The organism is Alteromonas naphthalenivorans (assembly GCF_000213655.1).
In the GTDB taxonomy this organism is placed as follows: domain Bacteria; phylum Pseudomonadota; class Gammaproteobacteria; order Enterobacterales; family Alteromonadaceae; genus Alteromonas; species Alteromonas naphthalenivorans.
The window spans coordinates 302495-317981 of sequence record NC_015554.1; the positions used below are offsets into that span (position 1 = coordinate 302495).

A 15487-nucleotide genomic window follows, 5' to 3' on the forward strand; every position below is an offset into this window, starting at 1 on the left:
AATGAACAGCACGAATAAATCAAAAGTCATTTACACCATTTTAGCGTGGACCATCAGTGGGATGATTTTCTTTCCTATTCTTTGGACCATGATCACCAGCTTTAAAACGGAATCTGAAGCGATTTCAGCCACACCAAGCTTATTTATGTTTGAGTGGACGCTAGAGAACTACAAAGATGTGTTAGCTCGCTCACCTTATTTCGAACACTTTATGAACTCTGTGATCATCTCATTAGGGGCAAGTTTACTTGGACTGCTTATTGCTATTCCGGCTGCATGGTCGATGGCCTTTGTGCAAACTAAGCGAACTAAAAACCTATTGATGTGGATGCTATCAACCAAAATGCTTCCACCGGTTGGGGTGCTAATTCCTATCTATCTGTTGTTCCGTGATTTCGGTCTGCTAGATACACGCTTAGGTTTGGTGATTGTAATGACACTCATTAACTTACCTATCATGGTGTGGATGCTTTACACCTATTTCAGAGAAATCCCTCATGAAATTCTTGAAGCGACACGAATGGACGGCGCTGGCATCAAAGAAGAAATTTTTCACGTGTTACTACCAATCGCCTTACCCGGGATTGCGTCAACCTTGCTGCTAAACGTTATATTGGCGTGGAATGAAGCCTTTTGGACACTCATTCTTACCGCCGCGAATGCAGCACCGTTAACTGCCTTTATTGCCAGTTATTCAAGCCCAGAAGGCTTATTTTACGCGAAATTATCAGCAGCCTCTGTGATGGCTGTGGTGCCAATCCTTATTCTTGGTTGGTTCAGTCAAAAACAATTAGTGCGCGGATTAAGTTTCGGCGCGGTTAAGTAGGAGTATTCCAATGGGAAGCATTACTTTAAAACAAGTGACAAAAAGCTTTGGCGACGTAAATGTTATTAAACCGCTAGATTTACATATCCGTGACGGTGAATTCATTGTGTTTGTTGGGCCATCGGGCTGCGGTAAATCTACCTTACTTCGCATGATTGCAGGACTTGAAGATACGACTAGCGGCAACATTGATATTGACGGTGAAGACGCCACAAATATGCCGCCAGCCAAACGTGGTTTAGCCATGGTATTTCAGTCTTACGCGTTATACCCGCATATGTCTGTTCGCAGTAATATTGCGTTTCCGCTTAAGCGCGCAAAAGTAGCGCCTGCTGTGATTGACGAAAAAATTGAAAAAGCGGCTAAAATGCTGAACCTAACCGATTATCTTGATCGCAAGCCGGGTCAATTATCAGGTGGTCAGCGTCAGCGTGTGGCAATTGGCCGTGCTATTGTGCGCCAACCTTCGGCATTTTTGTTCGATGAGCCATTGTCTAACCTGGATGCTTCACTTCGAGTGAACATGCGCCTAGAAATATCAGAACTTCATAAAAGTTTAGATACCACCATGATTTATGTAACGCACGATCAGGTGGAGGCCATGACCATGGCCGATCGTATAGCGGTATTCAATGGCGGTATTATCGCACAAGTCGGCACGCCGCTAGAGCTATATCAAAAGCCAGTTAACCGCTTTGTAGCTGGGTTTATTGGCTCGCCTAAAATGAATTTCATTGATGTGATGCCTAAAGCCGGCGACGACACACATGCCATTGGCGTGCGACCAGAACACTTAAAAATTACCCAAGAGCGAGGGTTGTGGTCAGGCAAGGTAGGCGTAGTGGAGCATCTTGGCTCAGAAACCTTTTTACATGTGCATGTAGAAGGTGCTGGTACGCTCACGGTTAAAGCTGACGGTGATTGTCCGGTGAGCTATGGCGATGTGGTCAACCTAACTGCCGCAGAAAGTAAAATTATGCATTTTGACAAAGATGGCGTAACCATTCCCTCACTTTCTTGGGGCGAAGAGCGTGTAGCATAATTCGTTTTTAGTTAATGTGCGGGTTATTGCATTCAACAATAGCCTGCACGTTTTTAAAGGACGAAAGATACAAGGATTATTAAATGGGTAGCAGTAAAACCTCCCTCGACAGTACAGACATTGAACTTGTGATCTTCGACTGTTATGGCGTATTAGTCGATAGTGAAGTGCTGTGTAAACGGGTCATTATCGCCATGCTAGGCGACTTAGGTGTAGAGGTTACAAGCAACTACTTCGATACGTATTTTCTAGGACAAAGTTACGAGTCTGCACAAAAGCAGATTTTAACTGATTTCAATGTCATGCTTCCGGCTGAGTTTCGAGATAACTACCTAACTGCGCTGTTAAAAGTGTTTGCTGAAGAGTTAGATACAACTCCCCAGTTAAATGATGTATTAGCGCATTTGAACGTGAAAAATTGTATTGCGACCAGCAGCAGTCCAGAGCGTGTGGCGTTTGCGCTAGAAACAACAGGTCTTCTTTCTTTTTTTGAAGGGCGCATTACCACAAGTACAGAAGTTGTAAATGGGAAGCCAGCCCCTGATATATTTTTACTTGCTGCATCAAAAGTAGGTGTTAAGCCTAAGCATTGTTTAGTTATTGAAGACTCAGAAGCGGGTATTCAAGGTGCACTAGCTGCCGATATGCAGGTGGTGAAATATACCGGCGCGAGTCATTTTAAAGGTGTATTGCCAATTAGCGCAGATAAGAAAAAAGAGATACCGTCGATTTCTCATTGGTGTGAGTTTTTCAATCTTTACCCCAGCTTAAAAATAAGTGTTTAGGCAGGGCGTTTTTTAAGAATCGAGCGACCTAGACACCACATTTACGCTTAAATTACCCAAGCAGGCAGGGGATTAATGATCCTTTAACTGGCTTCTCGACTTTTCACTTCAGTGTTGTACAGTGCACCTGCTTTATCGACTAATAACATTATAAGGGCAGGTTATGACAACACTGATTGGCGGGAAAACAAAGGAAGAAGCACTGGGTAGTCTTTCAAATATGACTAGCGATGTAGCGCCTATTCAAAAAAGTGAATACTTATCTCGCATAGATAAAGCTCAGCAATATATGCAGCAAAATGGTATTGCTGCGCTGTACCTTAATGCCGGCACTAACTTAACTTATTTTACGGGTATGCAGTGGTATGCCAGTGAGCGTTTAGTGGGCGCTATTCTTCCTGCCTCTGGCGATATTATCTACGTGGCACCTTATTTTGAAATTGACTCCCTTGAAGAGCGTAAACTCATCGAGGGTGACATTATTGGGTGGCAAGAGCATGAAAGCCCTTATGCACTGGTTGCTCGTTTAGTGGGTGAAATTGATACTGCTGGTGGCAAGAAAATCGCGGTAGATGAATCGACTCAATTTTTCGTTGTTGACGGGTTTAATAAGGCCCTTCCTGAAGGCGCCAGCATTATTAATGGCGCAGAGATTACTGCCCACTGCCGAATGCACAAATCGGTTAATGAGCTTGCGCTTATACAGCGTGCTATGGATATGACTCTCGCAGTGCATAAGGCTACAGCCAGTATGCTCTATACAGGGATTACTACCACAGAAGTAGAAGCCTTTATCAATGATGCTCACAAAAAAGTGGGTGCCAGTGGCAACTACTTTTGCATTGTACTTTTTGGTACAGCAACGTCATTTCCACATGGGGTAAAAGACCCGCAAGTATTGAAAGAAAACGATTTAGTACTTATTGATACCGGCTGCAAAGTTCATGGGTATCTATCTGATATTACGCGAACCTACTGCTTTGGTAAGCCAACAGCGAAACAAAAGGCGATGTGGGAAAGTGAAAAACGCGCGCAGTACGCAGCCTTTAATGCAGTAAAGCCAGGCCTACCCTGTGGAGATGTTGATAAGGCCGCGCGAGACAGCTTAGCGTCCGATGGCTTAGGCCCAGATTATAATCTACCAGGTTTACCCCATAGAACAGGGCATGGCATTGGTATGGATATTCACGAGTGGCCATACTTGGTGAAAGATAATCCCCACCCATTAGCACCAGGAATGTGCTTTAGCAATGAGCCTATGATAGTGGTTCCTAATGAGTTTGGTATTCGTTTAGAAGATCACTTCTATGTATCTGACACTGGCGCAGTGTGGTTCACTGAACCAAGCAAAGCTATCGATGAGCCTTTTTAAAAGCCATGTTTGCAGTGATTCGCTATGACAAGAATATTAGGTTCTGAATGTATTTGATATTGCAGGCTTATACGAGAATGATCTCCACTAGTACTCGTTTAGAGGCGTATTGCAGTTCGTTAGAGGAAAAAAGAAAAATCCAAGGCCAGGTAAATAAGGCCTGCTGGTATGAGGCGACTTGAGTGTTCAAATAAATTAGTGTATTTTTTGAACGATACTTTGGTGGCGTAAAAGCATGTATGGAAACTCCAAGCGTCTCTATTATCAAAAGGTCACTAGCTTTGCTATGTGGTTTCCCTTTCTTTATTTCTATGCTTTATGTATTTTCTTTTTCTGGATGGGCGGAAGAAAATACATTGATTCCCACCGTGACAGTATCGGACGCTACCACGGCGAATTTCCAAGTAAGCCTTGATGAAAAAACAACGTTCAGAGTTATTCCTACAACGGGGGTAACAGTGCTTATTAAAGCGACGCAATCAGTAGCAAATGTTCGCTTAGCGCTTTATGGCGATGAATATGAAACCAGCAAGCCCTTACTCACTCTTGATATTCCAGCCGCCTATAGACAACCTGAATATCTACACTTCGATGCGAACGACTGCGACATTTGTTACGTTGAAATTGATACTTCGGCATCATCGCCAACGCAAGGTCGCAGCGATATCTTATTTAGTGCAATCGGTACCGGATTGGATGCTTACATAGGTTTCTACAATGCCATTCAATTCGCTTCGTTAACGTGGTCTGCGGCAGAAAATCAGCTTGCAGAGATGGAGTATAAAGAAGCCTTACTTGATGTGCGTTCGCAATATGAAAAAGCAGAGAATATTGCAACATCGTTAGATGAACACTCTCTCATTATTTTCAGTGCCTATATGCAATCCATAGTGAGCCACTACCTTGGAGAATACGACAATCAAGCTGATTTACTGAAACGTATTTTACAGCAGACCTCTATTCCCCAATCCTACCTTATTAAAATTAACATGGATTTAGCGAGTTACTATATTTATGAAAAAGGTGAATTTGATACCGCGGTGGCGTACTTAAGCATTGTGTTCGGCCATCTAAATTCTGGGCACTATCCCTTGTTGTATGCAGAGGCGAAAGAGTTAGAAGCGTCAATAGAAATTGAAAAAGGAAGCTATTTGAATGCTGTAGCGGCCTTTGAAGAAACCAGCAAAATTTTCTTGGAACAAGGTGATGTGTCAAAAGCTATTAAAAGCATGACCTCTTTAGGATGGTTGTTTTATCACACGGGCGATTTCAACAACGCCATGCAGCAATACGTTCTTGCCAAGAAATTAGCAACCCAAGTTTCAGATAACTACGCAATCACGAACTTGCATATCAAACTCTCGGGTGTGTATCGACAACTAGGCAATATCGAGCAAGCCAATCATCATGTTACACAGGCGCTAAAGCTAAGCGGCAGGTTTAAGCATGCATATTTAGATGCGTGGGCTAATGTAGAAAAAGCGAAGCTTTTGCAGGCAACGGGGCAGTATATCTATTCGAAGGATACGTTTGATATAGCAAAGCGCAAATTTTTTAAATTGAATGCCTCAAAGGGGGCGAGTGAAATCGACTTTTTTGTTGGTGTACTCAACATGCAACTTGGAGAGCATCAACAGGCGAAAGAGCGAATAGAGGGTTACTTGTTTAACACTGACGGTATTGCCACGGATTATGAGCATGCTATTGCTGCTTCAAATCTAGCGCATGCCCTTACGTTACTTGGTAGCAAAGATGAGGCAATGAAATATCAGCAAAATGCGTTAAATGTTCTGATGCAAACGCAAGATATTCGGTCAATCGGCTTAGCACAAATACAAATGGCCACACTGCATGCATCCATGGGTAACGTTAAAAGTGCTGAGACCTATTTTAACAAAGGAACGAGCAAACTTATTCAAACGCGCTCCACGTTGTCACAGTTAGAAAGTACCTATGCCTATGCCAATGAAGTAGCCCATCTCGACCCAGTACTTGCACTACAAATAGGCCGTGATATTAGCAAGCAGATCAATGACATTTTTTCAAAAATAAAGCGAACCGATTTACGTAGGGGGTATTTCTCTACCTACCAGAAGGTGGTCAGTTTGCTGGTTCGTGTTGATAACTCACTTTCTGTAGAGCAGAGCTTATTACTTGCTGAGGGGGCGCGATCACGCACCATAGGGTATGGGCTTTATCGTGACAACAATACTAATAACGACATTCAACGTGAACAAAAAAAGCTCAATCAAAAACAGCAGGTGAAATTGATTGAGCTTAGTACACAAATTGAAACACAGCAGCGAAAGCAGACCATCAGAGAGATACGGGTATTGTCAGAAGCGTTATATCAGCTTGAGAGTGACAATTATGTTGTTCCGCCGTCTACCGCTAAATTTTCTGCCAAATCATTGGCCCAACTTCAGCAGTCTTTAACAGAGCATGACGTGGTGTTATTTATTGATACCGCAGAAGTGGAGTCTAGGTTGTGGTTTATTGATCAGCAGCAGATTGTAAGCTTTAAGAGTGAACATGAGCGTTTTTTTAGTGAACGAGTGGGCGCTGTACTGAATGTAATATCGCAAAAACTGCCTTTGCGTAAAATGCGTAAAGAGGTGGCAGAGCTACGCAATACACTTTTTCCTAGCAATGCAGAGTATCTATTCAAAGGCAAAACGAACTTAATTGTAATACCGGATGGCGCGTTAACCCGTTTACCATTTTCATTACTGTCAGCATCTTCCCCCGCGCAGAGCGGGTGGTCAGTAAGCTATCAACATTCTTTACAAAACATAGTAGATTCGAGAAGAGGTAATTACGCTACGGCTGTGGATGAAGGCAGTATTCTTGTTGTGGCAGACCCTTTAATGAAGACTATGCCAAAAGACCAAAGCAGCCCGCTACTCTATGGTTTTCAGTCTTCCTCATTGCCTTATACAGCAAAAGAGGCAAGTTACATAAACGAGTTCTCTGCTCAACCGATAACCCTTCTAAATAAAGGTAAAGCCAGTAAACAAGCGTTAGCAGAATTAGATTTATCTACCTTTAATATCTTACATATGGCGACACATGGGCTAGCAAATAATCAAGTGCCTGAATTGGGTGGACTCGTTCTATCAAACGCTTCAAGTGCCGACAATTTGCTGTTTGCCTCGGAAATCAGGCGGCTTAGGCTAAAGGCTCAACTTGTTGTGTTAAGTGGTTGCGAAACTACCCAAGGACACTTGATTGAGGGCGAAGGTATGCTTGGCTTAACCCGCGCCTTCATCGAAGCTGGAGCACATAGTGTTATAGGCAGTTTGTGGCAAGTACAAGACGATGCAACCGCGATGCTGATGAAGGAGTTTTATCGTTATTTACTACAACACGAATTACCTATCTCTGAAGCATTAGAAAAAGCGAAAGTGGCGGTGAAAAATCACAAAAGAAAAAATGGAACACACCCGTGGCGATCGCCCTATTACTGGGCGGGATTTGTTTTACATGGTAACGCGGCATGACTGAATCTGAGAGCGATATTGCAGCCACTATTGTGAAAGGAATTTTAGCGGGAGATGCTGCCGCTGAATTACAAATGATAGAGCGTTATAAAAGGGGGTTACGCTTTGTGCTTAGGCGAAAATGTCACGACCCTGATTTGGCTGAAGATATTAGCCAAGAAACGTGGCGCATTGTCATTGAACGTATTAGGAATAATGAACTACGAGATGCCACAAAGTTGTCAGCGTTTATTCTTCAGACGGCGAAAAATCAGCTACTGATGCATTTTAGAAAAAGTGACGTTAAGCGCCAACAAACGGGTATGGGGGAAGCGTTGGAGTCTGAGTATTCCGGCCCGTCAACACAATCGCCCGAGGATGCGCTAGAACGGCATAATTTGGGCTTGCTTGTTCAAACGGTTATTAAAGAGTTGAATACACCGAGAGATAGAGAATTACTCCATCGTTACTATATACATGAACAAGATAAAAGTCTGATTTGTAATGAACTAAGTGTTAACGCTAAAAACTTCGACAATGTGCTATATCGCTGTAAACAGCGGTTTAAAACGCTGTGGTTAGCGGTAATGGAAGATAACTGATATGAATTTCACTGAGAGGTTTGGCCTAGTTAGTGCACAAGAAGTTAGTACGCAAGAGCATAGGCATTTCACAAACAATAGACCCAGAGTATTCATGGTTAGGAGTTTGCGTAGTGAAGCAAGATGAAAGAATAGAACGGTATGTGCTAGGTAGAATGACACCGAGTGAAGAAGCGGAGTTTGAAGCTTATTTTTTGTCTAACCAAGCGTGTTTAGATCAACTAGAGCTTACAGAGCGTTTGTACAAGGGAATGCAAGCAAACAGCGTAAATAAGATAACGCCTATTCAAAGCAAACCTCGCGTGTGGAAACAGCCAATTCCGCTTTGGGCAGCCGCCGCTGCATTGATACTCGTTTTATTAATGCCAACGCCGTTCAATACCTCTGAGCGCTTAGCACCAAATTCCGATTTAAATGTTTATCGCTTGGAAATGTCGAATGTTCGAGCTTCAGAATTTGATGCGGTTAAGGTGACTCAATCGGACAGCCAGCTCGTGTTTGCAATTTACGTTGATACTGAAATACCTGAATTTGATTATCCCAAATATGGGTTCACGTTAACCAATCAAAAAGGAGAGCAAGTGTTCACGACAAGCGCTTTACATTTAACTTCTACAAGCGAAATTTTCATAAACATGGGATTACAGCACTTTGAATCAGGAGTATACGATTTTGAAGTGTCGGGTTACAACAATACAACAAGAACACCACTACACAGTGGGTTAATACAATTTAATTAGTCAACAACTAGGAGCGGACCCTAATGACTTTATTCAATAAAATGGTATCAACCGTAGGACTAACATTATTACTTTTAACATTACTTGGCTGTTCACATGAAAATAAAAAGTGCGAAGATGACGATGCAGAGTGCATGCTATCGAAAGTTACAGATAGCTATGAGGTCGAATTTTTAGGCGATGATAAAACTACACCTGAGGCGGATAGCGTCTCCCAATCACAACGAAAAAGCTCGTTTGGAGCTTTAGTTCTCAATAAAAATAGTAGTGCTTTAGCGCTCGAAGATGCTTGTAGTTTCGAGTCAGAGAGACACAATACTCCTAGACCCAAAATCAGTATAGGATTTACAGACGCTAATGGAATTGACAAAGATAGCATTGATGACATCAGCTATAACGGAAATTGCTATCAGGTTTATGAAACGGATAATTTCACGGTTCTTTATATACCGACATTAGATAACCCGAAACACCAACAAAATAATAGTCAATTTGTGGTAGACCATCCCCATTCTATGCAGATATACGTTTATCACGGTGATAAAAATTCAATGACTTACCGTGTCTTTCACAGAGATAAGCAATTTAGTAACAACGGAGCCCATAATCACGATGGCGATGGTTCACACTCGCATGATAAAGGAAAAAATCAAGTTATGAAGCACAATACTACCCATGGTGGTGGTATAGGTACATAGGTACTGCAACCGCGGATTAGCTAGCTGTATTCTTACTTTGTAGTTGCGCTGGGCTAGAAGTTAAGCCTAGCTCAGCTAAATCCTCTTTTTATTATCCCGTCATTTGTATTGTCTCTCCCCTAAAAAATAAAAGTATTATTTAGGTGAGAGAATCATCAACGTGTATGCACTGCTCCTATATACCAATAAAAATGGATTGTGAGGGCAACATGAACGTGATGAATACTAATTACCATGCCAAATTTGGCAAGTCGCTTTTCGGTAAGTCATTGAACCGACATAAAACCGCTAGTCGATTATCCTCAATGTGTATTTTGGCAAGCTCGCTGTTTGGCTGTACTACCTTTCCTTATGTTGAAGATCCTCGCCCCGAATACACAAGATCGTGCACAATGTGTGAGTCAAGCGAAGTAGAGCTTCAGCGGGCAATGGCTTACGTCGATTACACTTACGACGGCTACCGCAGAAAGCTTTTAGAAGATGCAAGGCAAAGCCAAGATTTAAGCCAAGGCCTGATTGCCCTTGGCACAGTAACATTGGGTTTAGCAGCTTTCGAGGCCAATATTGATACGTTCAAAGCGGCGGGGTTGCTCGGAGGGGGCGCCTATCATTTAGGAACGGCAAATGAAAATGTTGGCAGGCGTGCACAGTATATTGCTGGTATGCGGGCAATGGTATGCATAAAAGATATTGTTAGCCCTATGGTGGGAATTACTAGCAATTATCAGCATATTCAAAACAATGCCGAACGGCTTCGTAGCGCAATGGACGAGTACGCCATAGCGGCTGGAGACTTGACCAACGCCGTGAACCAACTCTTCCTTTATGATGATTCCACCAAGAGCTTAAAAGCGGCAGCGCAGGCCCAGTTAAAGGTGATAGACAGCGACAGAGAGCGGGCCGCACAGTTACTTCAAAGCACCAACACCTTGCTTGCAAAGTCTTCCACGATTGGGCCTAGAGTATTTGCGCAAGTGGATAGCATTCGTGTGGCCGTCGATGAAGCCTTAACGTCAACATTAGCGAGTACAGATAGTATCGGTTCGCAAATAGCTGCATTGAGTGATTACGCACAATATTTTACGCCTGGGCTAGACTTCGCTCAAATATTACAAACAACCTTAGCGAGTACGGGCAGTTCCGGTACTGGTATCGATGGTATTTTAGCGCAGTCGTTGAATAATCTTGCAGAAAAACCAAAAGAGAACGCTGAGAACGTTAAAGATGCAATTAAACGCGTTCACCAAGAAATGATTTCTAACATCAGTATTGCCATGGGAGAGATGCAAGCGAAGCGTCAAATTATGTTGGCAAGAGCCAGCGAATTAAATGGTTTATTGGCGATGCCACTCAACTTAAATGAAGCTACGTTTAAATCTTGTGGTGCCCTTACTGATAATATTACTACCCAGCTAAAACTCGATCATTCCTCTTTAGCATTTACACAGGGCGTAATTCAAACGGCAATCGTTGAAGTATCTGGTGGAACTAAGCCTTATTCCGCACAGTTAACTAGAACGCCTAACTCATCGGTAAACGTCTCGACGGTGGCAGGAGGATCTGGAGTTATCGTTACGCTTACAGGCGAAGCAAAAGCGGGTGAAGCTTTTACGATTAAAGTGAAAGATAGCAGCACTCAGCACGCCATTATTAACGTATCGATTAAAGAGCCAGTTAAAAAAACTGAAAGTGATGCTGCGAAAGAGAACGTTAAAGAGGCATCACAAGCAGCGTTGAAAAACTGCGAAAATAGTAAAACCAATACATGGAATGAAACCTTCGGTGTTATTGGCTACCCGGTAATGGGAACACATGCGAATGGTATTGTTTTGGAAAACCCAGCCTTACTAGGAAGTACCATTTCAGGAGAACTGGCGCTTGTTGGGTCGTTCTCTATCCCTTCAGAAACGAAAAATATAGAGGCGATTAAGAAGATCTTACTTGAGAAGCTTACCTCAGACCCCTTACTCAAAAAGCTTAATTGCAAAAACATTACCAGCAACGATTATCTTACGCCTCACCCCAGTTTAAACAATGCCTTAAGTTCAACATCTGATGTTTGCGAAGCCGATGACGATGTAGGAAGGCTGAAATGTGCATTACGCACGCCAATGGAAGCTGGAGATTGCGGTGACGATTTTACGTTAGCCTATTCTGATTTTAGTGAAGGTGTATTAACCGTAACACTACGTGACCTAGATTCAATCTGTCCAACACTTTATGTAGATAAAGTAGAGGATTTAGCCGCTCAAGCAAAAGTGACGATTAACAAATCACTTCAGTGGTTTACAGGGGGAAATACATTAAGATACAGCGATTTGAAGTTCAGTAATCATGAGGAAATAAAAGCCAAGATTGAAAGTTTACAAGAGGGGAAAGTGCAATGAGCTATATAAAGGCTATCGATACTGCAAAGAAATCAAAGTACGACCAAGGCAGTGCGGTCGCATTAATACGCCGTATCCGAAAAAATTCACCCGTTGAGCACTATCTTGTAAGTTGTTTTCATCTATTTGGATTATTAGCGACAAACGTAAAGCAGCCTTGTCAGCAGGCCACCATAAAGCATGGCGGAAACGTTATTGCGCACTATAACGATATTTGCGGAGGTATAGCCCCGCTAGGTACTGATACATGGAGCTTCGATGTGGCGTTTGCCAAAGTAGAGCCAAAGAACCTCGATCTTGCACGCAAGGCTATTCCCGGTCCAGTACCAACAAAAATACTGTATTACATGGATGAATTACCAAAGACCGCCATCATGCACAGTCCGCGTGGCAAAGTCACTCTATCCAATGTATGTGCTAAAAGAGGTAATCAACAAATTGTTACCTATGGGCCTGAACTTAGCCGTCTGCAGGCAGTTCATCGCCTTATTGCAAGCTACGATGGAGAGACCATGGCTGGTGATAGTGGTTCACCTGTTCTTAGCGATGATGGAGAAATACTATTGGGCATGCATGTCGCTGGGAATGGGAGTAAGGGCTATATGCTTCCTGCTGTTGATTTTATTCAAAATGCCAACCGGTTTATTCCTAAATTTAAAAACGATATTTTATCTTTAGATTTGTGAGGTGAGTTATGGATTATCTTGATACCGCTATAGTGCTGACCTTAGTGATCATTACCGTTGCTGAGTTTTCAGCACTGACTACAGATAAGCTCATGTCTATGATTGGCTCTCGAACCCGTGGCTACGATTATTGGTGTGAATGTGTAGTTGAAGAAGTCCGGTTGTCTTTAATACATGATGTTAATTTTACTGCAGCACAAAGCGCACATGTGCTAGAAAAGCTTAATACCTTAATGGCATATGAGCGTGAAAAAGCAAAGCCATATTTAAATAGGTCAGTATTGTTGAATAATATTTTATCGTCAGCCAGTAAAGTATCAGCACCAAAAAAGGCTGATAAATTAGCGCAAGTATTACCCGATAGAATCGCAAAATGTGATCATAGTGCCACAAGTCGATTTCGTTTGAGGACTGGCGTTAAAGTCGCATGTGTTGCCACCATTGTTGCCTTGGCATTAAATATCAGTAGCTTGTCATTGATAAATGAGCTTGAAAATACTGATGCCGAAGATATGACCCGTCTTCAAAGTCAAATTGAGAGTTTAAACACTAGGCTTGAGGCAGAGGACGACCCGACTAACGCAGGGGCGATTATGATTGAGTTAAGAAGTAGGTTAAATCAACGCTCTGATTTAGAGAGTAAAACATTTTCAGTTGGTCCCATAGCGCCAGGTATAAATCGAATCTCTATTGAATGGATTTTTGGCTGCGTATTGACAGGATTGCTCGCTGGGTTAGGTGCGCCATTTTGGCGTCAACAATTAAGCAGGCTAATGACGCTGAAAGACCTTAAAGAGCAAGTTTCAGTAGATAAATCGGCGGGTCTTAATGACACCTCAGACGGCGACGCTTCACTCAATGAATCTGCAATCAAAGACTCCGCAATAAATGTACCTTCCGGTGTAACCGGAAAATTCATTCCAACAAATATAAATTGGGATCCTTTAAGCAATCAAATTGACTTGGACGTCATTGCACAAGGGAAGCCAGAGCGCGTATACACGCCTGAAGAATTAGTGCATACATTACGTTTAAGATTGGCCCCTCAATATAATGCAAACCTTGCAGCGGTAAATATAAGACCAGAATCACTAAAGAAATTGGCGCCCAGTTTTTTTTCCAGTAACTAAAGTAAGTTTACGGCATAGGCTGCTTCATTTAATCATAACAGTTGCGCACCTTTGAAGTTCGCCTCTAATGTGTCTTGATGGCGAGTGGTGATTAATTCAAAGGTGCATCGAAGCTTGGAACAAGCGCTATGGCCTATTCACACTTCTCAGCCGCGACTACCGTTATTTCAACTAACAGCGCTTCACGAGCCATATCTGCGGTAACGCAAGCGCGAGCAGGGGCATGGCCTTCTGGTACCCAGTTATCCCATACGGCGTTCATCTCGGCGAAGTATTCCATGCTTTTAATGTAAATAGTGGCTGATAAAATATGCTCTCTATCGCTACCCGCTTGTGCTAGCAAGGTATCCACTTTATCTAGCATGGTTTGGGTTTGTTCGGTAATACCTTGGGTAGCATCTGCGCACACTTGGCCGCATAAATAGATGGTGCCGTTATGTTTTACTATACGGCTCATACGCTGTTTTGTTTCTATTCGCTCTATGGTCATTGTTTGAGTGTCCGTGCTTTTAATCTTAACGTTTTAATGGTTTATTCTTCATATTTACAAGCTTGCTGAATTTCATGCTCTAACGCTTCTGTATCAGTAAGTTGTTCAAACATGTCGCGAATTGGCGCGCCTTCAATCAAACCTACGAGTGTACCTAATACAAAACCACGGTGCACGTTATCTCCTCCAACATTGGCGTTGGCTGTGAGTGCTTTTTTTCCATTTTCTACGTAGCGATAAGCAAAATACAGCACACTGGGCCATGCATCAGAAATGTAACATGCAGGAGAGAATTGACGGCCCACTATTTCGATATCGCTTTTATTCTTGGCAACCAGCTTTGCCAAAGACAGATGGTTCCCCCGTAGGGCAATATCTTCAAGTATGTCTTGAGGCGATTCGTCCGTGCGGTAGAGCAATCGATACAGCAGCTCGACATAATAATCACAAACTACACCTAGCGCGTCACTGGGGTGCGTTAAATACAAATGGCTTCTGCACAGGTTTTGAATATCACTTAGGTCATCACCTTTGAGGGCGCAAGTGAGCGCTAAAGGCCCAATGGTAACAAGGCCACCTATAGATGCCGTATCGTGAGTCACTGCGCCGCACTTATCGGCAGGTTTACCAGCTACGAGATTTGCAAAAAAGCCTCTATGATACGATTCCGCGTAGGTGTCTGGGTGAGCTGGCTTATCTGCGCACAGGAGTTTAATGTACTCATCTAAAAAAGCAGCTTGTTGATAGTGTGGTGCTGAAACGTTAAGTAGTACTCTTGCACAATGCGCATTCAGCGTATTTTCTCCGGCTTTCATGCCTTGATGATAATGCTGATTAGCGCCAGTCCAATATTGTCGTTTACCCTTTAAAATAACGTCGCCTACAATGTTTTTCTTTTCATGTTTAGACGCTTTGGACCGGCCCCCTTCGCTGGTGGAATGCAAAGACATAATAGAGGAGGGGTGAAATGATGGTGCGTCTTCAAATTGCTGAATGCCGCCGGGGAAATCTTTTAAAATGTCCGCAGGGTTATAATACCAATGTACTGGCATTGCCAAAGCGTCAGCAATAAATGCATTTTTAAGCGCCGCTATTGCCCGTGATTTATGTAATTCAGATGGCACTGAGTCTTCCCCTTAATAGCTAATATACCTATCGGTTTCAATATAAAATCGATGAGCAAAAAACATTGAATGATCTAAGGGCTTTGTACGTATTCTGCGTGAATATTGATCGCAGCGTAACGATTG

The 15487-nt window shown here is 42.8% G+C and carries 13 protein-coding genes; 11 read left to right on the forward strand and 2 right to left on the reverse strand.

All coding sequences use genetic code 11. The features are described from left to right. Window position 1: 1 nt before the first annotated feature. The 11 genes from AMBT_RS01270 (at window position 2) to AMBT_RS01320 (ending at window position 13747) form a co-directional block, all read left to right on the forward strand. Window positions 2-826: a carbohydrate ABC transporter permease gene (locus tag AMBT_RS01270; protein ID WP_013782746.1), complete on the forward strand. Its 825-nt coding sequence runs from the start codon at window positions 2-4 to the stop codon at window positions 824-826. Between the two features lie 10 nt (window positions 827-836). After that, window positions 837-1868 (forward strand): ABC transporter ATP-binding protein, encoded by a 1032-nt coding sequence (locus AMBT_RS01275; protein ID WP_013782747.1) that lies wholly within the window; start codon window positions 837-839, stop codon window positions 1866-1868. 83 nt (window positions 1869-1951) lie between these two features. After that, window positions 1952-2653 carry an HAD family hydrolase gene (locus AMBT_RS01280; protein WP_013782748.1) on the forward strand — a complete coding sequence of 234 codons (702 nt, stop codon included), beginning with the start codon at window positions 1952-1954 and terminating at the stop codon, window positions 2651-2653. Window positions 2654-2816: 163 nt separating this feature from the next. After that, complete coding sequence (locus AMBT_RS01285) at window positions 2817-4025, forward strand: M24 family metallopeptidase (protein ID WP_013782749.1); 1209 nt, start codon at window positions 2817-2819, stop codon at window positions 4023-4025. A gap of 239 nt (window positions 4026-4264) precedes the next feature. Next, window positions 4265-7525 carry a CHAT domain-containing protein gene (locus AMBT_RS01290; protein ID WP_013782750.1) on the forward strand — a complete coding sequence of 1087 codons (3261 nt, stop codon included), beginning with the start codon at window positions 4265-4267 and terminating at the stop codon, window positions 7523-7525. Then, window positions 7522-8106 carry an RNA polymerase sigma factor gene (locus AMBT_RS01295; RefSeq protein WP_013782751.1) on the forward strand — a complete coding sequence of 195 codons (585 nt, stop codon included), beginning with the start codon at window positions 7522-7524 and terminating at the stop codon, window positions 8104-8106. Before AMBT_RS01290 ends, AMBT_RS01295 begins: the two co-directional genes overlap by 4 nt. Window positions 8107-8219: 113 nt before the next feature. After that, window positions 8220-8846, forward strand: coding sequence for a hypothetical protein (locus tag AMBT_RS01300; RefSeq protein WP_013782752.1), 627 nt, complete (start codon window positions 8220-8222; stop codon window positions 8844-8846). 23 nt (window positions 8847-8869) lie between these two features. Then, window positions 8870-9544, forward strand: a complete 675-nt coding sequence (locus tag AMBT_RS01305; protein WP_013782753.1) for a hypothetical protein — start codon at window positions 8870-8872, stop codon at window positions 9542-9544. Between the two features lie 215 nt (window positions 9545-9759). Continuing rightward, window positions 9760-11931 carry a hypothetical protein gene (locus tag AMBT_RS01310; RefSeq protein ID WP_148259066.1) on the forward strand — a complete coding sequence of 724 codons (2172 nt, stop codon included), beginning with the start codon at window positions 9760-9762 and terminating at the stop codon, window positions 11929-11931. Beyond that, window positions 11928-12617: a hypothetical protein gene (locus AMBT_RS01315; protein WP_013782755.1), complete on the forward strand. Its 690-nt coding sequence runs from the start codon at window positions 11928-11930 to the stop codon at window positions 12615-12617. Before AMBT_RS01310 ends, AMBT_RS01315 begins: the two co-directional genes overlap by 4 nt. Window positions 12618-12625: 8 nt before the next feature. Further along, complete coding sequence (locus tag AMBT_RS01320) at window positions 12626-13747, forward strand: hypothetical protein (RefSeq protein ID WP_013782756.1); 1122 nt, start codon at window positions 12626-12628, stop codon at window positions 13745-13747. 133 nt (window positions 13748-13880) lie between these two features. Here AMBT_RS01320 and AMBT_RS01325 read toward each other — a convergent pair whose 3' ends face one another. Together AMBT_RS01325 and AMBT_RS01330 are read right to left on the reverse strand one after the other, a co-directional pair. Further along, window positions 13881-14237 carry a RidA family protein gene (locus tag AMBT_RS01325; RefSeq protein WP_013782757.1) on the reverse strand — a complete coding sequence of 119 codons (357 nt, stop codon included), beginning with the start codon at window positions 14235-14237 and terminating at the stop codon, window positions 13881-13883. A 41-nt stretch (window positions 14238-14278) separates the two neighbouring features. Next, window positions 14279-15361, reverse strand: a complete 1083-nt coding sequence (locus AMBT_RS01330; RefSeq protein ID WP_013782758.1) for an ADP-ribosylglycohydrolase family protein — start codon at window positions 15359-15361, stop codon at window positions 14279-14281. Window positions 15362-15487: the final 126 nt, after the last annotated feature.

Coding starts and splice junctions, on each gene's coding strand:
- AMBT_RS01270 (WP_013782746.1), top strand. CDS start 2: ATGAACAGCACGAATAAATCAAAAGTCATTTACACCATTTTAGCGTGG.
- AMBT_RS01275 (WP_013782747.1), top strand. CDS start 837: ATGGGAAGCATTACTTTAAAACAAGTGACAAAAAGCTTTGGCGACGTA.
- AMBT_RS01280 (WP_013782748.1), top strand. CDS start 1,952: ATGGGTAGCAGTAAAACCTCCCTCGACAGTACAGACATTGAACTTGTG.
- AMBT_RS01285 (WP_013782749.1), top strand. CDS start 2,817: ATGACAACACTGATTGGCGGGAAAACAAAGGAAGAAGCACTGGGTAGT.
- AMBT_RS01290 (WP_013782750.1), top strand. CDS start 4,265: ATGGAAACTCCAAGCGTCTCTATTATCAAAAGGTCACTAGCTTTGCTA.
- AMBT_RS01295 (WP_013782751.1), top strand. CDS start 7,522: ATGACTGAATCTGAGAGCGATATTGCAGCCACTATTGTGAAAGGAATT.
- AMBT_RS01305 (WP_013782753.1), top strand. CDS start 8,870: ATGACTTTATTCAATAAAATGGTATCAACCGTAGGACTAACATTATTA.
- AMBT_RS01315 (WP_013782755.1), top strand. CDS start 11,928: ATGAGCTATATAAAGGCTATCGATACTGCAAAGAAATCAAAGTACGAC.
- AMBT_RS01320 (WP_013782756.1), top strand. CDS start 12,626: ATGGATTATCTTGATACCGCTATAGTGCTGACCTTAGTGATCATTACC.
- AMBT_RS01325 (WP_013782757.1), bottom strand. CDS start 14,237: ATGACCATAGAGCGAATAGAAACAAAACAGCGTATGAGCCGTATAGTA.